Origin of the sequence: Cloacibacillus sp. (genome assembly GCF_020860125.1) — a bacterium.
In the GTDB taxonomy this organism is placed as follows: Bacteria; Synergistota; Synergistia; order Synergistales; family Synergistaceae; genus Cloacibacillus.
In genome coordinates this window covers 12,424-37,766 of sequence record NZ_JAJBUX010000112.1, presented here as the reverse complement: position 1 = coordinate 37,766, position 25,343 = coordinate 12,424, and the positions used below count along the sequence as shown (strand labels likewise).

The window sequence follows — 25,343 nt, the reverse complement described above, 5'->3', positions numbered from 1 at the left end:
AAGTATAATAATTTATATTATAGTAAAATGGAGTCATATGGCCAAGCCGTGCAGTGTGTAAAATATTATTTCAGTAATTTTAAGCCGCTAAGGATTTTTTGCGGGCGATATTCTCGGCAGCGCGTCCAGCAGCGCCTTTGTGTATGGGTGCCGCGGGGCGGCGAGCACCTCTTTTGAATCGCCGCTTTCGCATAGTCTGCCCTCTTTGAGGACGACTATCTTTTGCGCCGCGTGGGCTGCGAGGAGCAGGTCGTGGGTGACGAAGAGCATCGACATGCCGCTGTCGGTACGGCGGCGCAGCACTTCGATGATCTCGCCGCGCGTCGAGGCGTCCTGCATCGAGGTCGGTTCGTCGCAGAGCAGCAGTTCTGGATCTAGCATCAGGGCGCGCGCAAGTTCGACGCGCTGACGCTGTCCGCCGGAGAGGCCGACGCCGCGCGAGGCGAGTATCCTCTCCCCGGCGAGGCCGACCTCGGCGAGCAGTTTTTTCGCGCGTTCGAGGCGTTCCTCTTTAGTTCTTTTAACTCCCGCGATTATCTCCGGTTCCATCACCGCGTCGATGACCGACAGCCCTGGCGGTATCGCGCCGTAGGGGTCCTGAGGCACGTAGCCGCAGCGACGGCGCAGGCCGTTGAGCTCCGCCGTTGTGATCTTCGCCGTATCTCTGCCAAAGAGCGCCACGCTGCCGGCGGTGGGGGGGATTAGCGCCATCGCCGCGCGCAGCAGGGTGCTCTTGCCGCTGCCCGACTCGCCGACGATCGAGAGCGTGCCGCCGCGTTCAAGGGCGAGGTCTAGGCCGTCGAGGGCGCGGTGGCTTTTGGCGCCGCGGGAGTTGAATTCTATGGTGAGCTCTTTTATCTCTACAATATTTTCCATCGTAATCACGCTCCTACAGCATCGCGGCGATGAGCGCCCTGGTGTGCGCTTCGCGCGGCGATTCGATCAGCCGCCGCGGCGTGCCGCTTTCGATCAGCTTCCCGTCCTTCATGACAAAGAGCTCGCCGCATACCGAGGCGGCCAGCGGCAGATCGTGGGTGACGAGCAGTATCGTTAGATTCTTTTCACGGCGCAGCCGTTCAAGAAGCCGGAGGATCGCCGCCTGGGTGATGACGTCTAGCGCCGTCGTAGGCTCGTCGGCGAGGACGAGCTTGGGTTCGCAGGAGAGGGCGATGGCGATCGCGGCGCGCTGTTTCTGTCCGCCCGAAAGTTCGTGGGGATAGCGCGCGGCGATCTCGGGGGGAAGCTCGACTTCCGCGAGCAGCCCGGTGATCCGCCTTTCGGCGGCTTCGCCTTTGAGGCCGAGGTGCAGTTCCAGCACCTCGCGCAGGTGGCGGCCGATAGTCATCACCGGCGTGAAGGAATTGAGCGCCCCCTGCGGAATGAGGGCGATCTCACGCTGGCGCAGGGAGGCCACCTCATCCTCGGGAATGCCCAGGATATTTCGACCCTTGTATAAAATTTCGCCGCTCGCCGCGCTGTCTCTCGGCAGCAGGCCGAGCAGCGTCATTATCACCGTGCTCTTGCCGCTGCCGGATTCGCCGATGAGGCCGCTGAAGGAGTTTTCTTCCAGCGCGAGGGATACGCCGCGCACCGCGGCATTGGGGCTGGCTGATTTGCTGTTGTAGGTGACGTTAAGGTCTTTTATCTCAAGTATCATTTTCCGCTGAGCCTCGGGTCTATCTTTTCTTCCAGGAATTTTCCCATATCCATAAATATCAGGCAGATCGCTACGATGCCGAATCCCGGCGGCAGCAGCAGCCACCACGCGCCCTCGGTGAAGGCTCCGAAGGAGTGCGCCTCGTGCAGCATGCGGCCCCAGGAGATCAGGCGCGGGTCGGAGAGGCCGAGGAAGGCGAGCCCCGCCTCCGCGAGTATCGCCCCCGGCACGCCGAGCGCGATGTTCGCCAGCAGTATCGGCGCGGTTTCCGGCACGAGGTGCCGCCAGAGTATGTAGCCGCGTTTCGCGCCGAGGGCGCGCAGCGACTCCACCCAGGGGCTTTCGCGCACGGTGAGGACGAGCGCGCGCACGGAGCGCGCCGTGCCCATCCAGGAGAAGATGGAGAGTATCAGCACGAGCTGCCAGAGCCCCTTGCCCCAGACGCCCGCGAGCACCATCAGTATCGGCAGCGTCGGTATCGAAAGGAGGATGTCCACCACACGCATAATGAGCGTGTCGCACCAGCCGCCGATGTAACCGGCGGTGAGGCCGAAGGCCATGCCCAGCAGGCTCGCGATGATCGTCGCGCTGATGCCGATTATCAGAGAGGTGCGGATGCCGTAGATGAGCATCGTAAAGACGTCGCGTCCGCGCTGGTCGGTGCCGAGCAGCCCCTGCCGTTCGCCGGGCAGCGACAGTTTGAGCTCCACGCTCTTCGCGCCCTCGACGATGAGGCTGTACGCGCCGTGCGTCGGAAAGAGGTAGTCGACGCTCCTGCTGATGAGGGGCAGGCCGAGAGCCTGCTTGAATATCATGTCGCGCCCGTCCTGGTTTATCCAGTATGTCTCTGAACCGCTGAGATTATCGAGCAGATAGTCTTTATCACGCGTGCGCCAGATCACGCGCACGTTGGATCCCGGCTTCGCGGTGATCCGGCCTGAGAGCGAGAATATCGCCGGCGGGTTTTTATCCCATTCGAGGTCGATACGGCCATCGTTTATCGTGAAATTTCGCGTCGCGGACAGTGTGCCGCCGCGCCACCAGACGGGACGCGCGAACGGCGCGCCGGTTATTGCGTATGGCGACTGGCTCATTATAAGGGGCGCGAAGGCTCCTATTAGGGAGATGGCGATGAAGGCGATTACGCTTTTGCGTGTAAGGATGCCTCTCATTGTACCTTGCCCTCAATGCGCACACGCGGGTCGACAAGCCCGTAGGTGATGTCGGCGAGCAGGTTGCAGAATACGGTGATCAGCGCGAGCAAATAGAAGGAGGCTCCCGCGCTGGGGTAGTCGTGGCCGGAGATCGCCTCCAGCAGGAAGGTGCCCACGCCGTGCAGCGAGAAGACCGACTCCGTGATCACCGCGCCGGAGACGAGCCCGGGTACCGACATCAGGAGGATCGTCAGGATCGGCGGCAGTATCGTGCGGAAGGCGTGCCAGACGACGCGTCCGCGCGAAAGGCCGCGGGCGCGGGCCATCAGCGCAAAGTCCTCATTGAGCGCGCGCACCATGAGGTTGCGCACGTAGAGGGCCCAGCCGCCGAACCCCATCAATGAAAGAGACAGCACTGGCAGCGCCAGGTGCCAGCCGTAGTCGAGGAATATGCCGAGCGCGCCCGTTGGCGGCGGAACTGATAGGGTGCCGCGCAGCGGGAATATCGGCAGGGCGCGCGCGAATAACATAAGCAGCACGAGCTGGACGAAGAAGCCTGGAAATGATGAGGTGACGGCGCTCGCGCGCAGCACTATCTTCTCCGCCAGCCGCCCGCGGTTCAGCGCCGCTTTGATGCCCAGCCAGACGCCGAGCGCGGAGGAGAGCGCCATCGAGCTTACCGTGAGGGTCAGCGTCACGGGCAGGCGTGAGACGAGTTCGTCCCAGACCGGTTTGCGGCTCAGGAAGGAGAGACCGAAGCTGAAGGTGAGCATCTGCCTGATATAGATGACGAACTGCTCCCACAGCGGGCGGTCCAGGCCGTAGAGGGCGCGCAGGTTCTCCTTGGCCTCCGGCGAGAAAGAGGGATCGATGATCGTGCTCACCGCGTCGCCCGGCATCATGCGGAAGAGCAAGAAGTTGAGCACCAGCACCGCCGCGAGGACGACGAAAGAAGAGAGGAGGCGTTTCAGGAACCATCTCCCGCTCATCTTGTCCCGCCTCCCAGCAGCCGGTAGTGGGGATTTCTCTTCATCATCACATATTCTCCCGGCTTATAGCTTTTAAGCATGAATGGGCCGCTTCCCACAAGGCCGCGCGGGCCGCCTGCGTTTTTCGTGCTGAGAGGGTCCCAGCTCTGCCAGTCTTTGATATCAGCTACGACCTTTTGCGGGAGCACCGGAATGCCCGCGACGTTGTCAAGATACCAGTAGCTGACGCCCTCCATTACGACGCGCAGCGTGTAGTCGTCCGGCGTCTCGACACTTCTGATGTTTTTTACCGAGTCAAAGAAGCGCGGTATCTTATTCTTATGGATGAAGTCAATGCTGGCCTTTATGTCGCGCGCCGTCAGCGGGCTGCCGTCGTTCCAGCGAAGGCCGCGCCTGATCTTGAAGGTCAGCTCCGTGTGGCGCGATTTACCCTCCCCCGCCGTGCGGATATCCCACGAGGCGGCGAGCCCCGGCATGTTCTCGAGCGTGTAGGGGTTTGTGGAGAGCATCGTTTCGTATATCATGCTGAGCACCTGCCACGAATAGGCCGAGGAGGCGGTGAAGGGGTTGAGGTTGCGCGGCTCTTCCGGCAGCAGCATCGTCAGGGGGCGCATTCTGCCGTCCTTCGGCTCCGCCGTGAGCAGCGTCCACATATTGTCCGCCGTCATCTTGTCCGTGGTGAAGATATTCTTCCATTTGCCGGAGATCGCCGCCACCGAGATGCGGCTGTAGATCGGCACCGAGGGCATCAGCTCCAGCAGCAGTCGCTGCGCCTCATCCGAGGCCCTCTCGGCGGCGGCGCGGTCCGGCGCGTAGCGCAGTTCAGAGAGTGCCTTGTCGAGCCTCGCGTCCCTGATGCCGGCCATATTGTAGCCGCCCTCAACGTCCATATCGCTGTGATAAAAAGAATAGAGAGAATCGGGGTTGCGCCCCATGCTCCAGGCCAGCACCGCCAGCGAATAATCCTTGCGGTCGAGCCGCGCGATCATCGTGGAAAAATCTATCGGGTCCACCTCGGCGGGGAAGCCCACCGCTTTCAGCGAATCGGCGATCAGCTCCGCAAGCTCCGCCGTCGTCGGCGCGACGCGCGCGAGCGGCGTCAGCAGCTTCATCGTGGGCAGCCTCTTGCCGTCGGGGGCGACGAGCATCCCCGCGAGGTCCCAGCTGTATCCCTTTTTCTTCAGCAGTTCCTTTGCGGCGGCGGGATTGTAAATATCCTCCGTGCTGTTGGCCAGCGCCCACGGCGATACGGGGGGAAGCCAGGAATTTATCGGTTCGCAGTAGCCGGAGAAGATCATGCGGACGATGCTGCCGCGGTCGATCGCCATCGCGGCGGCGCGGCGCACATCCTTATCATCCCAGGGCGCGGCGCGGTTATTGAGCAGCAAAAAGAAGGCGTGCATGCCGCGCGCGAGGGACATCTGCAGGTTTTTATTGGCGCTGAGGCGGTCGATGTCCGAGGGGCGGGCGATATCGCTCACGATATCGAGCTCTCCTGCCTCGGCGGCCATTATCTGCGCGTCGGGGTTGGAGATTATCAGCATCGCGAGCTCCTCTATCTTCGGCCCGCGTATATTGTCTATATCTATCCTCTCATCGGCGCTTGCGCCCCTCGGAGAGGCCAATGCCGTCAGTAAAGCTAAAAAACATAAAATTTTTTTAATTCCGTTCAATGTCGTTGCCACGACCTTCCTGTAATGAGCGGTAACGGCATAAACCGGCGTTATTTCCGTTAATCCGCCGTCTGTTCCAATGGCCGCATGACCCTTATGTCCCTGCCGGGAAGGGGCTTGCCGGTGACTATTTTGAGCATCATCCTGCCGACGAGCACGCCGGTCTCAAAGGTGGGCGCGTCCTCCGCGTTTTCCATCGTCACCGAATAAGCGCCGGGCGCCGTAAAGCCGAGACAGACCGCCGGCATGCGCGGCTCGGGCGGAAAGTTCTCCGCATCGCACCAGATTAAGCCCTCCACGTGCCGTCCATCAAGGGTACTTAGCTCACGCCGGGCGCGCATCGCGTTGCCCTCCGTGGATTTTAGAAGTATCTCATATTCCGAGTTCGCAAAGGCGCGGTCAATACCCGCGAGAAAGGCCCCGAGCCACGACCTGTTGAGGTCGCGCATCACCACGCCGATAAGTCCGCTGGTGTTTGTTGAGAGGTTTCTTGCGTTGCGGTCCAGTTTATAGTTGAGGGCGCGTACGCTCTCCATCACCTTTATCTTTGTCTTTTCCGATATCCGGTGGTCGCCGCGGAGTACGCGGCTCACCGTGGCCTTGTCCACACCCGCCTGATTCGCGACATCCTGCATGGTAACTTTCATGGGAACACCCCTTGTGCAACCGATTGAATAGATTATATCAAAGTGCATAAGCGGTGTAAATTGTTATTTAGTGGTCATAATTATTTTTTTAAATAACGGCTATAAAATGTTATTTTCTGGGATCGTTTATAAGGCTCCATACTTCTGATACGTTGGCGGAGGATATATACAATCCCGCGTTGTCTGCCATCATTAAAATTTGCTTCCAGACATCGCTGTCTTTTGTAATCTGAGGTTTTGCAGTTTCACCGGCAAAAGCCACATATGACCACGGATCTTGCCTCAGGAAAAAATAAGCGCCGCTTAAACCTGAGTTATCTAAGTAGTTATCTAAAGAGTTTGGTTTTTCATCCATGTATATTATGGTGTTATTAGGAAAGGGTACGTTCTCCGCCTCGTACATCATAACGGCGCTTTTGAGCGTCCGCAGATTGGCCACGATCTTCGTCGCCTCCGCTTTAGACGTAGCGGAGCCCGCCGCGAGCATCATCATCCCAGCCAGCGTACCGATAATTATTATGACAATAAGCAGCTCTACAAGCGTGAACGCGCGATGAGCCTTTTTCATAGCAATTCCTCCAATGGAGTTTCCATGTATTTCAACATGGATACTATATGCGCCATTATAGCGCAAATTTTTGCTATAAACAGAAAAAGCCCTCACAATCTTGTGAGGGCCGTGAAATCAAGCTGTTTGCCGCCTGTAGTATCGTGTTATGCCTATCGCCAGCGAGACGACAGCTTCGCGTATTCCGTGTCGTCCTCCTGGTGGCGCAGCGAGTGGAGGAAGCTCCGCCCCTCTTCGCGGGGAAGTTCCTGCGTGAGGCAGCGTACCCTTGTGCGCGGGATGGGGTGGAGAAACTCTCCCTCGACAAAAACCGGCGCCATCTTGTCTGGAACTTCGTCGGGCACCGTGTCGAGCGCCCAGTTGAAGTAGACGGCGTGGTTGGTGTGGTCGTTGACGTCGAGGTCCTGCCAGCGCACCTTCCACGGTTCCTCCATCGTGGGGGCCGTCACCGCCGGTATCTTCACGTCGGTCGGCAGCTCGTCCGTCAGCTGTTCCATGAAGGCGTTCATCAGCTCGCACTTGTCCAGACGTATCGGGCGCTGTTTTATGAAGTCGAGGAGCACCCACCAGGTATAGGCGGAGCCGAGAAATTCCCCGTGCGCGTCCCAGAGTTTGAAGCTTCTCAGCGAGAAGAGATTCCTGAACGGTTCGGCGTAGGTCTTGATGACTATCTTTCCGCTCTCCTTGGTGGGGTACTTTTCAAGGTCGATGCGGTATTTGCGCAGCACCCAGGTGATGTTGTGCTCCAGCGTCTGGCGTACGGAGAGGCCGTACTTTGAGGCGTCCGCGTCGGCCATCTGCTGGAACATCTCCAGCAGCACGGAGAATTTTACGCGCCCGTGCGGGTCGATGCCGCTGAACGGAAGGACGTTTTCTAACTCAGTCATCGAGGTAATTGTCGAAGTAGCCCTGGATGTAAATGACGGGCGTACCCTTATCGCCTGAACCCGAAGTGAGGTCGCAGAGCGAACCCACGAGGTCCGTGAGACGGCGCGGCGTCGTGCCGAGCGTCGAGTGGCCGAACTTGTCGAGGCGGTTCTTCGCGCGGATCGCCTCTTCGACCGCCGCCGTCGGATCCTTTTCACCGACGTTGTCCGCGACGTATTTAAACTTTATCTCCTTCGGCATACCGTTGAGCCCATCCGTGTAGCCGGGCGAGACCACGGGGTCCGCGAGCTCCCAGATGCCGCAGACGGGATCTTTGAAGGCGCCGTCGCCGTAGACCAGCACCTCGACATCTTTCCCTGTGCGCTCTTTGAGCTCCGCCTGGAGTTTGTTGACAAACTCGCCGCAGTCGTGCGGGAAAAGCTTGACGGACTCGTCGTTCGTGTAATTGGAGCCCAAGAGGCCGTAATCTTCGTTGTAGCCCGCGCCGGGACGCGCCGGTTCGCTGCATATCTGGTCCATCGTCACGACCCTCTCCGCGCCGCCCTTTTCAAGAATGTCGCGGTGGATCTGGCGGGCGTGGATGCTGGCGACGATCACCTGCTTCGCGAACTTGAGCGCCGAGAGCGGATTGTTTGAGAAATGCACGCTGACGCGCCCGGGGTCGATACTCTTATAGAGCTGTACGTAGTCGACGCCTGTGAAGGGATGCTTGCATTCTCCGAATATATCGTAGTATTCTTTTTCGTCAAAGCATTCGCCGGAGAGTTTCGCGCTGTTGAGGTAATAGTTCATCGGCTCGATGATCTGGTTGCCGACCTCGTCCGAGGGATAGGTGAGGATGACGTGCACATGGCCCTTTATCCCCTTCACCATGCCGCGGAGCAGCTGGTGGAAGCGGTTGCGCGAGAGTATCGGGCAGATCACCGCGACGTCCCCCGCGGGGAACTTCTTCGCGACGTCGTTTGAAATGTCCTCCAGCGTCACGTAATTGCCCTGTGAGCGCGCCACGAGCGACTCCGTAACGCCGATGATATCGTGGTCCCTCATCTCGAATTTATCTCTTTCCGATTCCGCCGCATTGATTATGCTGTCGGATATGATCTTTACAATATCGGCGCCCCTGGTGACGACCGGGAGGCGTATCCCCCTTGAAACGGTTCCAACATAACGCATTAGATCGTACCCCTCTGCAAAAGTATTTTTAATAACACCCTATTGTATCATCTTAAACATGATTTTGTGAAATACATAATTACACAAATCATGGCAAACGCATAGATCAACAGCCGTCTGCCGTTGCATGAGAACGTGAGGAATGCGACCGCCTCTGATTAAACCTTGACATAAATATAAAAATGGCGATAATGAATTTATTTACTCATTTATAATTACGCGGAGGTGCGAACATGAGGCAGACGGACGATTCATCGGCCATGAGGGAACGGCGGGCGCGCAACAGCCCCAGGAGACCGCGGATCAGCAAAGAGCCGGAGGAACGGCGGCGGGAAATTATTGAAACGGCGCTGGAACTGCTTGCGGAAAAAGGCTACGATAATATGACCGTTCAGGATATAACGGACAGAATGAACGTCTCGCCGGGGCTTTGCTACCGCTACTTTAAATCCAAGACGGAAATTTTTTCCGCCGCCTCCGAATATTACGCAATGAAAATGGCGGAGCAATTAGAGGTCCCGATCTCAAAGGAGATGCCCGCCGCGGAAAAATTAGAGCTTGTGATAAAACGAATTTTTGAATTTGCCATGAGTCACCGAGATTTTGAGTCCCGCTATAACGAGGGGGAGGATATACGCGCCATCTATATAGATAATGTCGCGGAACAGTGGGTATCCGTTATAACCCCGATCATAGAGCAGGGGGCGGACGAAAAGGCATTCAATGTTGACGACGCTTCCGCCGCCGCCCGTTTTTTGATTTTCGGGCTGGTCCATACGTTCCATCATAAAATCCCCCCCGTCAACACAGGTGATTATATGGCCTCGTTCCTGGATTTTACATATGATATGTTTGCCCGCGTATTGGGGATTTCCCGTGATTCCTTTCATCAGCGGAGTTCTCTGCGGTCCGCCTCCGAAAAATAATAAATCCTAAAATCAACGCCGGAACTTTGCCCATGGTACATGTTCCGGCATTTTTATGCCTCTTTAGTGAGTAAATTTATTTATTGACAAGCTGGGTGCGGAGTCGTAATATTCAGTGAGGAAATTTACTCAAAAAAGGAGGTGGTCACGTGTCGTTAAGATATTCCGGCGAGAACTATTTGAAGGCGATTCTTTTGCTCCATCAAAGACAGGGTAAGGTCAGGGAAGCGGATATCGCGGCAAGTCTGAAAATTTCCCGGCCGAGTGTTAGCAATATGGTGAAAAAACTTGTGAAAAAGGATTACGTTGCCGTACTGGACAACGACGTCTGTCTGACAGAGAGGGGATTTGAGGCCGCGAATAGATTGTACGGCCGTTTTTCTGTCATTCAAATTTTTCTTATTCGGTTTTTGGGGATTCCCGCGGAGACCGCAAGACTTGACGCGGGAGCTATGGAGCACGTTGTAAGCGATAGAACTTTTGAAGCCCTGCAAAAGTTTGTGAAACGGAACGGAGGTGTTACGGCGGATGATCTCATTTCTTATCAGGCGCTGGATAAAAGATAGCGAAAATACAGATTCTCCCGCCGTCCAGGAGGCTTATGCAAAGCTATGCTCCGGCGTCGGCATCTTTTTCAACCTCCTGCTGTTTGGCGTCAAGCTCTTCTCCGGTCTCGTAAGCGGTTCCACAGCGATCGTAGCCGACGGATTTAATAATTTATCGGATGCGGTCTCTTCCATCGCCTCATTCATCGGTTTCTGTCTCGCCGGAGTTGGCGCGGGGGAGAACCATCGTTTTGGCCATGGGCGTTATGAGTGGCTGATGGGTTTTTTATCTTCTATCGCGGTCATTATGGTTGGCGGGGTGCTGGCCAAAAAGTCCCTGTCCGCGATTCATATTCCGCAGTCTGTCAGCTGCGGCGCCGTAACGGCGGCGGTTCTTACCTGCTCTGTCCTGGTGAAGTTATATATGTACCGTTACAACAAAAAAATAGGGACGGCGATAGATTCCGCCTCCATGAAAGCCGCCGCCGACTGTATCGGCGATATGGCGGCAACCTTGGCCATTCTGTTTTCTTTGATCGCGGAACGGCTTACGGGATGGTATATCGACGGCTGGTGCGGGCTTCTCGTCTCCTTCTTTATCATCTTCTCCGGTTCCAAGGCGATGGTTGAGGTGGCGGGTCGGTTGATGGGGCAGTTCCCCGACAAAAGTTTGGAGAATAAGATCATCTCCTGTGCTGCCTGTTATCCAGCCGTATATGGGATAAACGATCTGTTGATCCATGATTACGGGCTGGGACGCTACGCGGTCTCCATGCACATAGAGGGGCGCGGCGACGATAGCTGCTTCGACCTGAACGCCGCGGCGCAGGAGATATCATATCGGCTATTTGCCAATATGGACTGCGACGCCACGATTCAAACCGACCTTTTGGTGGAGGATCCCGCCGCGGCAGAGGCTGTAACCGCCGAAGCGGAACGGGCAGTGAAAGTTTTTGACGCGTCGGCCCAGGTCAAGGAACTGCGTATTGTAAGGTCCGGCCTTCATACGAATGTCGTTTTGACAATAGCCGGCTCCAGACGGCTCCAAAAACAGGAAAACGCCGTGAAGCTGGCGGTCGGGAGGGCTGTCTGTTCCGTCGATACGACCTATCAGGTCATTCCCAAACTTGTTATCACGGGCCTGCGCAGGGGCCGGTAACATGTGTTTTTACCTGTAACCAGAGTTAGAAGGGAGTATTGTCAGAGATGAACGGCGAAGCGAGAATCAAAATGCTGCGGGAGGCTCCGATACCGGCGCTGCTTTTAAAAATGGGAGTACCGACGATGATTGGCATGTTGGTAACGGGGTTTTATAACCTCATCGACGCCTATTTTGTCGGAGGTCTTGGCACAAGTCAGATGGGAGCCGTCTCCGTCGCGTTCCCTCTCGGTCAGGCTCTTGTGGGGATAGCCGTGATGTTTGGCGGCGGTGCGGCGTCTTATCTGTCCCGGCTGCTTGGGGAGGGGAGAGGGAAAGAGGCGGGGCGTGTCGCTTCGACGGCGCTGTATTCCAGCCTTATTTTTGGCACTATCGTAATTATTGGCATTGAATGCCGCCTGGATCATGTATTGCTTGGACTTGGGGCGACAGAGACGATTTTACCCTATGCCAGGCAATACGCGGTGGTTTATGTGGCAAGTTCAGTCTTCAATATTTTTAACGTCACTATGAACAATATCGCCTCCAGCGAGGGGGCCGTCAAGGTTTCTATGGCTGCCATGCTCCTGGGGGCCGCGCTGAATACGTTCTTCGCCCCGGTCTTTATTTATGGGCTGCGTATGGGGATCCTCGGCGCGGCTTTAGCGACGGCTGCCGCGCAGGCCGTCACCGCTGTCATGTATCTCGCTTATATTTTGAATAGGAAGAGCGTCTTTAGCTTTTCCCCGAAAGAATTTACTTTTGAGAGGACGGTATTTAGAGAAATATTCAAGGTAGGGATCCCGATCTTTGTCTTTCAGCTTGCCGCCAGTGCCGCGATCAGCATGACCAACATGGCCGCCAAGCCTTATGGAGATTCGGCCATTGCCGCTATGGGCATAGTCACCCGTGTGATCTCCATGGGCATTTATGCGGTATTCGGCTTTGCTAAGGGGTTTCAGCCTGTCGCCGGTTATAACTACGGCGCAAAACGATATGACCGGCTGCGGAACGCCACAAAGGTCGCCGTCGAATGGACGACCTGCTTTTGCGTTCTTTTTGTGCTTTTGATGGCGGCCTTCCCTGCCTCCGTGATCTCTCTGTTTACGGCAAATGACGGCAGCGTTGTCAGATTCGGCTCATGGGCGCTTCGCGTCAACGTTATAACGTTTCTGTTCTATGGAATGGAGGCCATTTATTCGATGCTCTCTCTGGCTCTCGGTGAATCGTTGGGCGGTTGGGTGCTCAGCGCCGGCCGTCAAGCTCTCTTTTTTATCCCCGCCATTCTGACGCTGCCCCGCGCAGCGGGCTTAAACGGCGTCATTTTTGCCCAGCCCGCAGCGGACGTTATCACCGGCTTCGTGATGGGGATCATCGCGCTCCGGCTTAACGAGAATCTCAAGGTGTTGGAGAAAAATACCGCCTCCCGCCGGGCCGCGGACGGCAAAAAGCCCGCCGGTTGACAGCCGGCGGGCGGTGTTGTGACGTGAGTATCGATTTATTTCGCGAGGGGCAGGACCTCTTTTTCAAAGAATGAGGCGACGTCCTGCGGCGCGACGGAGTAGAACTTATCGTCCACGGTCACGCAGACACCCTCCTGGCACCGTCCCATGCAGAATACGCCGCCGAGATTGATCTTATCTTTGAGCGAATGCTCCGCGATCTGGAACTGGAGCCCCTCGACGACCTGGCGTGAACCCTTTACGTGACATGCGCTGCCGATGCAGACTTTGATCTTTATCATCTCTATATTACCTGCCTTTTGTTATTCGTAATCTACAACGTTGACCCAGTAGAGCAGAAATTCGCGCTCTTCCGCCTTGCCCTGCGCGAGCCTCTCGGCGGCGCGCAGCGGTATCCACTTCTGTATCTCCGCCTTGGCGACGCCGCTCTTTTCGCAGTAGAGGCTGAGGTATCTGTCCGCGCCGTCAATCTCTCCGGCGAGCCAGAAGAGGAGGTAGGTGCGCGCCGCGTCAGCCGCGGGGACGCCCTGCGCCGCGTGCGACCAGTCCACAATATAATCTTCGTCCGCGCCGTTGACGATCAGGTTGCTGGGGGCGAAGTCTCCATGGCAGATACGGTCTCCCACGGGCAGCGACTCGAGGCGCATGTGGAGTTCGTAGAGCGTCGCGGAGGGGAGGTCCGCCGCGAAGAGGCTTTCGGCGAGGCGGTCTTTGAGTTTTTCAAGGCTGTGCGCCTTGGCGGCGTTTATTTTGAGCTGCGCCTCTACGAAACGTTCCATGTATTCGTCCGCTCTTTCAGGGGCCTCTTCGGCGAGCCGGTCAAGGGTCTTGCCGGAGATAAATTCGTAGACGATCGCCCACTTGCCCTCGGCCTTCGTCACCTCGAGCACCTTCGGCACGGGGAGGCCGCTCTCTTCGACCTTGGCGTGCGTCGCCGCCTCGGAGAGTATCTTCGCCTTGGAATGGTCCTGGTCGAAGCGTTTTATACACTTGTCCCCGTCGCGAAAGACGGTCTTTGAGGTGCGTACCGCAATGATCTTTTCAAGTTTCATCTTCGTATCCTCCTCCTATTTTCCGTAGTAGGCTTTGAGGTACATATCTTTTATCTCGGAGAGCAGCGGGTAGCGCGGATTCGCGCCGGTGCACTGGTCGTCGAAGGCCTGTTCCGTCATCTCGTCGAGCGTGGCGAGGAATGCCTTTTCGTCAATGCCGTAATCCTTGATCGTCTTTTTGATGCCGACGTGCTCTTTAAGGCCGTTCACCGCGGCGATGAGGCTCTCAAGCTTTTCCCTGTCGTCCCTGCCCTTGAGGCCGAGGTAGTCGGCGACCTCCGCGTAGCGCGCGAGGGTGTGCGGGTAGGCGTACTGCGGGAAGGTGCCCATCTTCGAGGGGACCTCTTCGGCGTTGAAGCGCAGCACATATTCTATCATAAGGGCGTTTGCCACGCCGTGGGGCAGGTGGTGGAAGGCGCCGAGCTTATGGGCCATCGAGTGGCAGACGCCGAGGAAGGCGTTCGCGAAGGCCATGCCGGCCATCGTCGCGGCGTTCGCCATCTTTTCGCGCGCCACGGGGTCGTTGGGGCCGTCGTCATAGGCGCGCGGCAGGAACTCGAAGATCGATTTCAGGGAGCGCAGCGCGAGCGCGTCGGTGTATTCCGTCGCGAGCATCGCGGCGTAGGCCTCGAGCGCGTGGGTCACGGCGTCGATCCCGGAGGCCGCCGTCAGCCCCTTCGGGGCGTTCATCATCATGTCGGCGTCGATGATCGCCATGTTCGGCATCAGCTCATAGTCCGCGAGCGGGTATTTTACGCCCGTCTTTTCGTCGGTGATGACCGCGAAGGGCGTCGCCTCGGAGCCGGTGCCCGCCGAGGTCGGTACGGCGATGAAATAGGCTTTTTCGCCCATCTTGGGGAAGGTGTAGGCGCGCTTCCTGATATCCATGAAGCGCATCGCCATATCCATGAAGTCCGCCTCCGGGTGCTCGTAGAGGACCCACATGATCTTACCGGCGTCCATCGCGGAGCCGCCGCCGAGGGCGATTATGCAGTCGGGGCCGAAGGCGTGCATCGCCGCCGCGCCCTCGCGCGCGCAGGCGAGCGTCGGGTCGGGGGCGACATTGAAGAAGGTGGTGTGGGTGATGCCCATTTCGTCGAGGCGGTCGGTGATCGCCTTGGTGTATCCGTTGTTATAGAGGAAGCTGTCCGTCACGACGAAGACCCTCTTTTTGCCGAGGACCTCCTTCAGCTCGCGTAGCGCCACGGGCAGGCAGCCCTTCTTGATGTATAACTTCTGAGGAGCGCGGAACCAGAGCATATTCTCTCTCCTTTCGGCCACGGTCTTTATGTTGAGAAGGTGCTTTACGCCAACGTTCTCCGAGACGGAGTTGCCGCCCCAGGAGCCGCAGCCGAGCGTCAGCGAGGGAGTGGTCTTGAAGTTGTAGACGTCGCCGATGCCGCCGTGCGAGGAGGGCGTGTTGACGAGGACGCGCCCCGTCTTCATGCGGGCCTTGAAGTAGTCGAGCTTTTCACGCTCCGTTACGGCGTCCAGATAGAGCGACGAGGTGTGTCCGAAACCGCCGTCCGCGATGAGGTGCTCCGCCTTGGAGACGGCCTCTTTGAAGTCGCCGGCCCGGTACATCGCGAGGACGGGGGAGAGCTTTTCGTGCGCGAACTCTTCGCTGATGTCGACGCTCTCTACCTCGCCGATGAGTATCTTCGTCTTCTCCGGCACGTTGACGCCGGCGAGCGAGGCGATCTTAAAGGCGCTCTGTCCGACGATCGCCGCGTTAAGCGCGCCGTTGACGATGATCGTCTTGCGCACCTGCTCCGTCTCCGGCTTGTTGAGGAAGAAACAGCCGCGGTCGGCGAATTCTTTTTTCACCTTGTCATATATATTGTCAAGGACGATGACAGACTGCTCGGAGGCGCAGATCATGCCGTTGTCGAATGTCTTGGAGTGGATGATCGAGCTGACCGCGAGCCGGATGTCAGCGCTTTCGTCGATCACCGCAGGGGTGTTTCCCGCGCCGACTCCGAGCGCCGGTTTGCCGCTCGAATAGGCGGCCTTGACCATGCCGGGGCCGCCGGTCGCGAGGATGAGGTCCGCCTCTCTCATGACTGTGTTCGTCATCTCAAGCGAGGGAATGTCTATCCAGGCGATGATGTTCTCCGGCGCGCCGGCGGCGACCGCCGCCTCAAGCACGGTGCGGGCGGCGAGGATCGTGGAGTTCTTCGCCTTCGGATGGGGGCTGATGATGATGCCGTTGCGCGTTTTAAGCGCGAGCAGCGATTTGAATATCGCCGTCGAGGTGGGGTTCGTCGTCGGAATGACCGCGGCGATGACGCCGACGGGCTCCGCGATCTTCTGCGTGCCGAAGGCTTTGTCCTCTTCGATGACGCCGCAGGTCTTCACATCCTTATAATAGTTATAGATGTATTCGGAGGCGAAATGATTCTTGATCACCTTATCTTCCACGATGCCCATGCCGGTCTCTTCGACGGCCGCCTTCGCGAGGGGGATGCGCGCCTTGTTGGCGGCCATCGCCGCGGCGAGGAAAATCTTATCCACCTGCTCCTGCGTGTAGAGGGCGAACTTGCTCTGTGCCTCGCGTACCTCGGCCATTCTCGCGTTGAGTGATTCAACGTTGTCTACGATCCGCTCTTCCTTTGCTCTCTCTTTTGCCATTTTCAACACTCCTGTTCGGTTTTACCCAAATAGAAAGTTCTCAGTTTTGTAAATGTGAAAAATATCTCAATTCACTACAAAGAATGATAATGGAGGGTAAGCATTTTATGAAGATATGAGATGACGTATATCGGTATGCATATATCGATATATCATTATCTATATTACAAATGGCTGTAAATATCACTTAGCTTTGCTCAGCAATGGCGTTTTTTGACGGATTGGCAATAAAAAATTGATACAGTCAGTTTGCAGGGTATAGCTGTTCAGAGGCGTGGTAAATTGCAGAGCTGACGCCGCTTTTCGCAAAGGGACGTTGTGCGGGAGGTTTTAGATGCGGGGGAGTTTTCAAAACCGCGCCATGTGGACGGCGGCAGTATGGGAGCGATGTTTACTGTATATTAAATTGGCGGGGTAAATTTTCTCCGCTCATCTGGACAATCAGCTCCGCGGCCTTTTCCGGCGTTAGCTCTGAAACGTCGATCTTGAGGGTGTCCAGCCGTTCGTAGAGCGTGAGGTATTCAAGGCTTCTTTCGATTATATCCGGCGCGCGCTTCCCGGCGCGAATGTCGCCCTCCAGCCGCCGCCGGAGCGCTTCCTCGCCGCAGACCAGAGAGAAGATATTGAGGCGGCAGCCAGAGGTGTCGAGGTGCGCGAGGATGGAGTCGATGATCTCCTGCCGGTGCATCACCCAGCAAAAGATCACGTTTTCATATGCGGAGCAGCGGATGAAATTGCCGAGCAGGCAGCAGACGTTATCCAGCGCGAGCGCCTTTGTCTCCTCCGTTACCTGAAAGGGGTCCATGTCCCAGCACCAGTCGCCGTCGAGATAGACGCTCCGGTTGAGCCTTTTCTTGAGAACTTGGCAGACGGACGTCTTCCCGGCCCCCATCGTTCCTCCGATAAAAAATACGTTTTTCACCGCCGCCGCTCCCAGCGCGTAAAGGGGGGCCGCGGCGGCGCGCCGCGCCTCCCCGCTGCCGCTATGCGATAGCCTTCGCCACTATCTGCCGCGCCTCTTCGTTGATCGCGACGAGATGTTCTTCGCCTTTGAAGCTCTCGGCGTAGATTTTATAGATATCCTCCGTGCCCGAGGGGCGGGCGGCGAACCAGCCGTTTTCGGCTGTAACCTTGAGGCCGTCTATCGGCGCGCCGTTTCCCGGGGCGGCTGTGAGCTTCGCCGTTATTTTTTCTCCGGCGAGTCTCTCCGCCGTCACATCCGCTGGTGAGAGTTTTTTGAGTTTCTCCTTCTCCTCGCGTGTCGCGGGCGCGTCTTTGCGCGAATAGTAGGGAGTGCCGAAGCGTTCCTTCATATCACGGTAGTGCTCGGAAGGTGATTTGCCGCTGACCGCCGTGATCTCCGCCGCGAGCAGGCTCATGATAAAACCGTCCTTGTCCGTGCTCCAGGCCGAACCGTCCCTGCGCAGGAAGGAGGCTCCCGCGCTCTCCTCGCCTCCGAAGGCGAGCGAGCCGGAGAGCAGGCCGTCTACGAACCATTTGAAGCCGACGGGAACTTCGTATAGCTCCCTGCCGAGCCCCGCCGCCACGCGGTCGATCATCGAGCTGGAGACGAGGGTCTTGCCCGCCATCGCCGCTTTGCTCCACAGCGGCCGATGGGTGAAGAGATATTCTATGGCGACCGCGAGGTAGGCGTTTGGCTGCATGAGGCCATCCCTGGTGACGATGCCGTGGCGGTCGTAGTCGGGGTCGTTGCCGAAGGCTATGTCGTATTTGTCCTTGAGCGCGACGAGCTTGGCCATTGCCCAGGGCGACGAACAGTCCATGCGCACCTTGCCGTCGTGGTCGAGGGGCATAAAGGAGAAGGTAGGATCGACGGATTTGTTGACGACCTCGATATCAAGGCCGTATCTTTCGACGATCGGCTCCCAGAAGAAGATGCCTGAGCCGCCGAGCGGGTCCGCCCCGATCTTGAGGCCGGAGGCGGCGATCGCCTTCATGTCGATGATATCCCCGAGCTCTGCCGTATACTGTGCCACATAGTCGATGAAACGCACATTGGCGCGCGAGAGCGCCTCTTTGAAGCCGATGCGCCTGACGCCCGCGAGCCTGTTTTCTATGAGTTCGTTGGCGCGTCTCTCGATCAGCTTAGTGATCTCCGTTCCCGCGGGGCCGCCGCTCGGGGGGTTGTATTTGAAGCCGCCGTCCTGCGGCGGATTGTGCGAGGGCGTTATGACGACGCCGTCCGCGGCAGGCGCTCCCGGCTGCCGGTTCCAGTTGAGTATCGCGTGGGAGATGACGGGGGTGGGCGTATAGGTGAAATTTTCCTGCATACGCAGTTCGGCGCCGTTTGCCGCGAAGACCTCCGCCGCCGTACGCAGCGCCGCCTCCGAGAGCGCGTGGGTATCCATTCCCATGAAGAGAGGGCCGGTTATCCCCTTCTCCTGCCGGTACTCGCAGATCGCCTGCGCGATAGCCGCGATATGGTCGTCGTTGAAGCTGTCCTTCTGTGACGAGCCGCGGTGGCCGGATGTTCCGAAGGAGACCCTCTGCCCCTTGTCGGCCATGTCCGGGTGTTCTGTATAATAGGCTGCCATCAGCCGTGGTATATTGATTTCGGGACGTTCCGCCATTGTCTGTACCCTCCTCAAGATATTAAGAAGCCGTATCTTCGCCACTTATTATATAACATCGGCGAAGGCACGGCTCTTGGGTATTGAAGTGTGTTTGAGGGAATCAGCGTTTTAGGAGTGGATATCCTCCACCATCTTCACGAAGAGCTCGACCGAGGGGGCAAGCACGCCTTCGTCAAAATCGAAGGCCTTATCGTGGAAGCTTGCCGTAAAGTCTGCGCCGAGGCCGATGTAGCTGCCGACGCCGCCGTTTTTCTGCACGCGGCGCAGCATTTCCGAGGCGTCGTCGCTGCCGCCGACGCTGCCGACGTCGTGGAATTCCGTGAACCAGGGGATCGTTCTCGCGCACCGCATGACGATCTCTATCGCTTTGTCGTCGGAGGCCCCGGAGGAAGATTTACCTATGAGGACGACGTCGCACTCGACCTCATAGGCCTCCGCCGCGCCCTTCACAACGGAGAGCATCTTTTTTTCGCCGTATTCGGCGACGATGTCGTTTTCCCCGCGGACCTCGACCTCCATATAGGAGTCGGCGGCTATCGTGTTGCGCGAACTGCCCGCGTGCATGACGCCGACGTTCTGGTGGAACTCGCCCTGGCAGTGCGGCGGGATGGTGTGTATCCCCAGCGCCGCGACGCAGGAGGCGAGCAGGGCGTTTTTGCCGTCGTTGGGGTTGCCGCAGGGGTGCGCGGCTTTGCCCTTGTAAATGATGTTGTAGCGGCGGCTGTCAAGGAAATCCTTCGTGCCGCCGATGATGCCGTGTGAGGGCAGAGGCTTTCCGTCCAGCCGGGTGAGGCCGATGTGTCCTGCGAAGAAGTAATCCACATCGTCGAGACAGCCGCGTTCCACGATGCCGCGCGCGCCGCCGCCGCCCTCCTCCGCGGGCTGGAAGATCAGCTTTATCCTGCCGCGCAGGCTATCTTTTCTCTTCATGAGCTCCTCGGCGACGATCATCCCGATAGCGGTATGTCCGTCATGTCCGCAGGCGTAGCACGAACCGCCATTGACGGAAACATAGTTCTCCTTTACCGGTCTGTGTTCGGAAGCGTCCGTCTCCGAAAAGGGGAGCGCGTCGATGTCGAAGCGGAAGGCGGTCACCGGTCCCTCTCTTCCAGTGTCGATGATCCCCATCACGCCTGGCAGACCGCACATCTTTTCCACGAGCTCCGGCTCCGCGCCCTGCGATATGGCGCGCCTCTTCTCTTCCGCGATCTTTTCCTCCGAGGGATACTGGAACTGCATCCCCTTTACTGAGAGGTCGTCGCCCATAACGACGGGGATGCCAAGTGTCATCAGATGTCTGGCGACGATGGAGGCCGTGCGGTATTCCTTCCACATTGATTCTGCATGTTTATGAAAATCCCTGCGCAGCTCGATCAGCCTTTTTTCCGTATCTTTCATTTTTCTCATCTCCTATGCAGTACTATCTGCCCGCGTCCCGGGGGAGAGGCTCCTCCAGGACGCCTGCCGGCTGTTTAGCTTACATATATATGCTCGCTCCGGGGCCAAGCGGCAGATTGAATATATACCAAAAAACGAGGAGCGCAATGAACCCGATCATGTAGGCGATGCTGAAGGGGATGGAGAGGGAGATCAGCGTGCCGACGCCGACCTTCTGATTGTCGTTTGTGCGGTAAGCCTCAAGCATTCCGAGGATTACCGGAACGTAGTAGTCGATGGGAGAGATTATGTTTGTGCAGGTATCGCCGATTCTGTAGATGAGCTGCGTCATCGCGGGGGAGATATTGACCATCGCGAGCATCGGGACGAATACCGGTCCGAGGATCAGCCACTTGGCGACGCCAGAGGTGATAAAGATGTTCACGCAGGTGCATATCAGGATGAAGAGCAGGAAGAGCGGAATACCGGAGATGTTGGCCGCCCTGAGGATCTCCGCGCCCTTGACCGCGAGCACCGTCGGCAGCTGGCTTTCATTGAAGAGCTCGATGAAGAAGGCGGCGGGAAGCGCGACGACGAGGAAGCTGAGGATGCCCTTCAGAGAGTCCTGCATCATGCCGGGAATGTCGTTTATCGACTTGATCGTCTTCGCCGCGTAGCCGTACGAGACGCCTATCGTGCAGAAGAAGAGGAACAGCAGCGCCACAACGTTGTTGAGCAGCGGCGAGCGCGGCACAAATCCGCCGTCGGCGTTGCGGAGGAAGGAGCTTGAGGGCAGGGCCATCGCTACCAGGGCGACGACGAAAATGAGCGCCGCTATCCCCGCCACACGCAGTCCTTTAGTCTCATCGGCGCTGAGCTGGTGTTTCGCAAGCTCGGAGGCGTCGATCTCGTCAATCTTGCCGCCGTGGAGATAGGGGATGAGGAAGTATTTGCAGACGATGACCGTGCATATCGTCAGCACCACCGTGCCGGCGATGAGGAAGTACCAGTTCATCAGCGGGGAGATGGGGTAGTTGATATTGTTGCCTATGCAGATCGACTCAGTGATACCGGCCAGCAGCGCGTCGGTGCCCGCGATGAAAAAGTTGGCCGTATAGCCGCCGTTGGCCGCCGCATAACCGGCGATGATGCCGATCCAGGGGTTCATACCGATCGATTTCAGCATTGCCGCCGCCACCAGCGGGGTGAATACGACGCCGGCGTCCGAGGCCAGGTTGGCGTTTATGCCGACGAAGGCCACAATAGCGATGATCCACTGCACGGGGGCGCCCAGGATCATCTTTCTCATCGCGGCGGTGATGAAGCCCGATTTTTCCGCGAGTCCGATCGCCATCATCATTATCAGCACGATGCCGATGGGATAGAAGCCGCCGTATACTCCCGCGAAGTTACCGAAATACTTGTTGAGGACCTCTAAGCTCAGAAGGCTTTTTACAGCTACCGTCTTCATCGCGGGCGCGACGGTGGGATCTTTGGACGCCGCGAGATAGGTCTAGGTCACTGAAAAATTGGCCGACGCGAGGACCGCGGAGAGCCCGACGACGAATACGATCAAAAACGTGAATATCCAAAATGGATGTGGGAGCTTGTTGCCGATCCGTTCGACTCCGCTGATAAAGCGTTCCATTAGACTCTTTTTGGTACCAGACATGAAGAACTTCCTCCTTAAAAATAATCTCCGGATTTACGCTTTCCGGTATGTTAATGAGAATAACCGCCGTGTACATATAAATGTCTGTAAGCTATGCTGGCAGATATCTAATATGTATAAATATAGGTTATCTGAATATAGTACCTATAATCTATGAGGGAAACAGTGAAAGACTGTTAACGTTTTTTACTAATGCTCCGTCGTGGACGCCGTGACGGAGGCAATGCTGGGAATTTACGCAGCTGGCGCCTTTGCTGCAGATCTTCTTTTTATTAGACGGCAGGAAGATTTATCCCGCGTGAGTTCCTCCATAAAATGGCGTGAAATGTCACTGTAGTGAGGTCGTGTGTAATGTAAAACATGACGAGCTTTTGGCGTTTTCCCTTATTGAGGTTGAAGGACATTTTAGTGTATCTTTTCACATAAAGAGCGGCGCGTAACAGATTCAATAGTAACAGATCCAATAAATATATAGAAGGAGGAAGAACATGAGACTGGAAATTGGCAAGTTTAAAGTCAGAGATATCGTCTTTGGCGACAAGACGGCCTATTGCGGCGGTATCCTCTCCGTCAATAAGGAAGATGCGCTTAAGGTCGTATGCGAGGACAAATATATTACCGAGGCCGACCTTAAGATCGTACATCCCGGCGATATGGTGAGGCTTTGCCCGGTTAAGGACTCGGTGGAATTCAGATGCAAGGTAGACGGCGGAGAGGGCGCTTATCCCGGTGTGACGAGCCCGCTCGGCCAGGCCGGCATGGGCCGGACTCACGTACTTGACGGAGTATCGCTTCTTTCCGTAGGGAAGCACTGGGGCGGTTTTCAGGACGGACTCATCGATATGGGCGGCCCCTACCAGCATTACACGATATGGGGAGATATGCCTAATCTCGTCCTTATAGCCGATACCAGCGAACTTGACGAGCAGAGGGAACAGCAGAAGAAGAACCACGCGATCCGCTGGGCCGGACTGCGCCTCGCGGAGCATATCGCGGAATGCGTGCGCGATATGGAGCCCGAAGAGGTCGACGTCTACGATCTGCCGGCCCTCAATGAGCGCGACGAAAAAACTAAGGCCCTTCCCGGCGTAGTTTATGTGCTGCAGCCGCAGACTCAGATGGAAGCGCTGGGCTATAACACTTTAGTATATGGCTGGGATGGCAACCGTATGCTCCCGACCTTTATGCACCCCAACGAATTCCTTGACGGATGCCTTGTATCCGGCAGCTTTATGCCCAGCTCATCAAAAATTTCCACCTATGAATTCTCGACCAACCCGATGATCAAACGTCTCTATGCCCAGCACGGAAAGACGATCAACTTCCTTGGCGTGATCCTTTCGACCCTCAATCCGAAGATGGAGGAAAAGGCCCGCTGCGTGCAGATCGCGGGACAGATCGCGGTGGCGCTCGGCGCGAAGGGCGCCGTCGTCGCCGAAGAGGGATACGGCAATCCCGACGTCGACTACACGGCGATGCTTGTCGAACTTGAGCGGCTCGGTATCAAGACGATCGGTCTCTCGGATGAGGCGACGGGCAGAGACGGCGCTTCACAGCCTCTCGTTTCCATGAACCCCGCTACAGACGCCCTTGTGACCACCGGCAACGTCTCGCAGTTCTACGAGATGCCGGCGATGGAGGTCATCGGCGAACTTGAGGCGCTCGCCCGCGACGGAAACTCCGGCGGCTGGGAAGGCTGCATCAATCCTGACGGCAGCTGCGTGATGGAAAATAACGGCATGTTCTGCGCAAACCACATCAGCGGCTATTCGCGCAGAAGCTGCGCCGATTTCTAAGGGGGCGAAACATATGAAAGCCATACATTATATAAACCAGTTTTTTGGCCAGGTCGGCGGCGAGGACGCGGCGGACAGCAAGCCGCTCTTCAATGAAAAGCCGATCGGCTGTTCGCTGATGCTCGACGGGCTAATGCCGGACATCGAAGTCACCAATACCATTGTCTGCGGCGACAACTATATCACCAACCACACTGACGAAGCTCTCGCGGAGATATTCGCCTGGCTTGACACAAAGCAGTTTGATATCTTCTTTGCCGGTCCCGCGTTTATGGCGGGGCGCTACGGGGTAGGCTGTGGTCTGGTCTGCAAAGCCGTCGCCGAGCGCTACGGCGTTCCCGTCATCACCTCGATGAACGAGGAAAACCCCGGAGTCGAAGAATATAAGAGCTCCTGCGTAATCTTTAAGGGAGGCCGCAAGGCGACCTTTATGAAGGACGATCTTACGCTGATGGCGAAGTACGCCGAAAAGATCGCGAAGGGCGAAAAACTCCTGCCCGCCGCGGAAGAGGGCTATTTCCCGCGCGGCATCCGCAGCGAGATTCCCGCGCCCGGCGGCGTGATGGCTGCCGACCGCGTCATTGACATGCTGCTGAAGAAGCTCAGCGGTGAGCCCTTCCAGACGGAGCTCGTGATCCCGAAGACCGACCGGATACCGCCCGCGCCGGCGGTGAAGGACCTCAGTAAGTGCACGATCGCGCTGGTCTCTTCAAGCGGCGTCGTTCCCTCCGACAACCCGGACAGGATACAGAGCGCCTCCGCCCAGAAGTGGGGCAAATATAACATCGCCGGTATGGATCACCTTCCCACCGGTGAGTTTAAGACGATCCATGCCGGATTTGACCCCGAGGCGATGTGCGCCGTTCCCGACCGCGGGATTCCCCTTGACGCGATGCGCGCCTACGAGAAAGAGGGCAAGTTCGCGAAACTCTACGACTACTATTATGTAACGGTCGGAACCGGAACTACGCAGAACTACGCGGCTAAGTTCGGCAAGGAGATCGCCGCCGAGCTGAAACAGGCCGGAGTTGACGCCGTGATCCTCACCGCCACCTGAGGAACATGTACTCGTTGCGGTGCAACGATGGCCAAAGAGATCGAACGCGCAGGATTCCCCGTCGTCGTCATGGCGAACCTCATCGACGTCGCCAAGACTGTCGGTTCAAACAGAATAGTCCCCACCACCTCCGTACCCTATCCCCTCGGCGACCCGACGCTCTCGAAAGAGGAAGAGTGGGCGCTCCGTTACCACAGAGTCGGTGTAGCGCTTGACGCTCTCGCCGAAGATATCAATGAACCGAAGGTTTTTAAAGTAAGCATCTAGCAGTTTGTGTTTCGAGCGGGGCGTTATCACGCCCCGCCGTTTTAGGTTTACCTCAAAATCTCGACTACCTTGTCAC

21 protein-coding genes and 1 pseudogene are annotated in these 25,343 nt (G+C 57.3%); 6 read left to right on the top strand and 16 right to left on the bottom strand.

From position 1 onward, the window contains the following. Positions 1-87: 87 nt before the first annotated feature. The 9 genes from LIO98_RS13745 to LIO98_RS13705 form a co-directional block, all read right to left on the bottom strand. A complete protein-coding gene (locus LIO98_RS13745; protein WP_291958370.1) occupies positions 88-876 on the bottom strand; it encodes an ABC transporter ATP-binding protein in 789 nt (262 codons plus the stop codon). Positions 877-889: 13 nt separating this feature from the next. Then, positions 890-1,657 (bottom strand): ABC transporter ATP-binding protein, encoded by a 768-nt coding sequence (locus LIO98_RS13740; RefSeq protein ID WP_291958367.1) that lies wholly within the window; start codon positions 1,655-1,657, stop codon positions 890-892. Next, a complete protein-coding gene (locus LIO98_RS13735; RefSeq protein WP_291958364.1) occupies positions 1,654-2,829 on the bottom strand; it encodes an ABC transporter permease in 1,176 nt (391 codons plus the stop codon). The genes LIO98_RS13740 and LIO98_RS13735 overlap by 4 nt, the downstream gene beginning before the upstream one ends. Next, a complete protein-coding gene (locus tag LIO98_RS13730) occupies positions 2,826-3,800 on the bottom strand; it encodes an ABC transporter permease (protein WP_273310179.1) in 975 nt (324 codons plus the stop codon). The genes LIO98_RS13735 and LIO98_RS13730 overlap by 4 nt, the downstream gene beginning before the upstream one ends. Beyond that, positions 3,797-5,425, bottom strand: coding sequence for an ABC transporter substrate-binding protein (locus LIO98_RS13725; protein WP_291958356.1), 1,629 nt, complete (start codon positions 5,423-5,425; stop codon positions 3,797-3,799). Before LIO98_RS13725 ends, LIO98_RS13730 begins: the two co-directional genes overlap by 4 nt. A gap of 107 nt (positions 5,426-5,532) precedes the next feature. Continuing rightward, positions 5,533-6,120, bottom strand: coding sequence for a LacI family DNA-binding transcriptional regulator (locus LIO98_RS13720; RefSeq protein WP_291958354.1), 588 nt, complete (start codon positions 6,118-6,120; stop codon positions 5,533-5,535). 109 nt (positions 6,121-6,229) lie between these two features. Beyond that, positions 6,230-6,688: a prepilin-type N-terminal cleavage/methylation domain-containing protein gene (locus LIO98_RS13715; protein WP_291958351.1), complete on the bottom strand. Its 459-nt coding sequence runs from the start codon at positions 6,686-6,688 to the stop codon at positions 6,230-6,232. A 152-nt stretch (positions 6,689-6,840) separates the two neighbouring features. Then, entirely contained in the window at positions 6,841-7,575 is a 735-nt protein-coding gene (locus tag LIO98_RS13710; protein ID WP_291958348.1) for an acyl-ACP thioesterase domain-containing protein, read from the bottom strand. After that, positions 7,568-8,749, bottom strand: a complete 1,182-nt coding sequence (locus LIO98_RS13705) for a coenzyme F420-0:L-glutamate ligase (RefSeq protein WP_291958345.1) — start codon at positions 8,747-8,749, stop codon at positions 7,568-7,570. Before LIO98_RS13705 ends, LIO98_RS13710 begins: the two co-directional genes overlap by 8 nt. Before the next feature lie 233 nt (positions 8,750-8,982). Here LIO98_RS13705 and LIO98_RS13700 point away from each other — a divergent pair, with 233 nt between their 5' ends. The 4 genes from LIO98_RS13700 (at position 8,983) to LIO98_RS13685 (ending at position 12,821) form a co-directional block, all read left to right on the top strand. Next, the gene (locus LIO98_RS13700) at positions 8,983-9,675 is read left to right on the top strand and encodes a TetR/AcrR family transcriptional regulator (protein WP_291958343.1); all 693 of its coding nucleotides are present in this window, start codon (positions 8,983-8,985) and stop codon (positions 9,673-9,675) included. Positions 9,676-9,824: 149 nt separating this feature from the next. Beyond that, positions 9,825-10,241 carry a metal-dependent transcriptional regulator gene (locus tag LIO98_RS13695; protein WP_291958341.1) on the top strand — a complete coding sequence of 139 codons (417 nt, stop codon included), beginning with the start codon at positions 9,825-9,827 and terminating at the stop codon, positions 10,239-10,241. Next, positions 10,204-11,379, top strand: coding sequence for a cation diffusion facilitator family transporter (locus LIO98_RS13690; protein ID WP_291958339.1), 1,176 nt, complete (start codon positions 10,204-10,206; stop codon positions 11,377-11,379). The genes LIO98_RS13695 and LIO98_RS13690 overlap by 38 nt, the downstream gene beginning before the upstream one ends. Before the next feature lie 47 nt (positions 11,380-11,426). Beyond that, positions 11,427-12,821, top strand: coding sequence for an MATE family efflux transporter (locus LIO98_RS13685; RefSeq protein ID WP_291958337.1), 1,395 nt, complete (start codon positions 11,427-11,429; stop codon positions 12,819-12,821). Between the two features lie 35 nt (positions 12,822-12,856). On the opposite strand, the gene LIO98_RS13680 is transcribed toward LIO98_RS13685, so the two are convergent. The 7 genes and pseudogenes from LIO98_RS13680 to LIO98_RS13650 form a co-directional block, all read right to left on the bottom strand. Beyond that, entirely contained in the window at positions 12,857-13,102 is a 246-nt protein-coding gene (locus tag LIO98_RS13680) for a (2Fe-2S) ferredoxin domain-containing protein (protein ID WP_291958335.1), read from the bottom strand. Between the two features lie 21 nt (positions 13,103-13,123). Next, positions 13,124-13,873: a phosphotransferase gene (locus LIO98_RS13675; protein WP_291958332.1), complete on the bottom strand. Its 750-nt coding sequence runs from the start codon at positions 13,871-13,873 to the stop codon at positions 13,124-13,126. Between the two features lie 15 nt (positions 13,874-13,888). Next, positions 13,889-16,504: a bifunctional acetaldehyde-CoA/alcohol dehydrogenase gene (adhE, locus tag LIO98_RS13670; RefSeq protein WP_291958329.1), complete on the bottom strand. Its 2,616-nt coding sequence runs from the start codon at positions 16,502-16,504 to the stop codon at positions 13,889-13,891. Positions 16,505-16,895: 391 nt separating this feature from the next. Then, positions 16,896-17,426 carry an AAA family ATPase gene (locus tag LIO98_RS13665; protein WP_291958326.1) on the bottom strand — a complete coding sequence of 177 codons (531 nt, stop codon included), beginning with the start codon at positions 17,424-17,426 and terminating at the stop codon, positions 16,896-16,898. Between the two features lie 61 nt (positions 17,427-17,487). After that, entirely contained in the window at positions 17,488-19,095 is a 1,608-nt protein-coding gene (gene pgm / locus LIO98_RS13660; protein ID WP_291958323.1) for a phosphoglucomutase (alpha-D-glucose-1,6-bisphosphate-dependent), read from the bottom strand. Between the two features lie 111 nt (positions 19,096-19,206). After that, complete coding sequence (locus LIO98_RS13655) at positions 19,207-20,496, bottom strand: amidohydrolase (RefSeq protein ID WP_291958320.1); 1,290 nt, start codon at positions 20,494-20,496, stop codon at positions 19,207-19,209. A 79-nt stretch (positions 20,497-20,575) separates the two neighbouring features. After that, positions 20,576-22,123 (bottom strand): annotated as a pseudogene (locus LIO98_RS13650) (AbgT family transporter). 512 nt (positions 22,124-22,635) lie between these two features. On the opposite strand from LIO98_RS13650, the gene LIO98_RS13645 reads away from it, so the two are divergent. Further along, positions 22,636-23,943: a glycine/sarcosine/betaine reductase component B subunit gene (locus tag LIO98_RS13645; protein WP_066746235.1), complete on the top strand. Its 1,308-nt coding sequence runs from the start codon at positions 22,636-22,638 to the stop codon at positions 23,941-23,943. 13 nt (positions 23,944-23,956) lie between these two features. Further along, positions 23,957-25,267: a glycine/betaine/sarcosine/D-proline family reductase selenoprotein B gene (locus tag LIO98_RS13640; RefSeq protein ID WP_084002420.1), complete on the top strand. Its 1,311-nt coding sequence runs from the start codon at positions 23,957-23,959 to the stop codon at positions 25,265-25,267. Positions 25,268-25,343 lie beyond the last annotated feature (76 nt).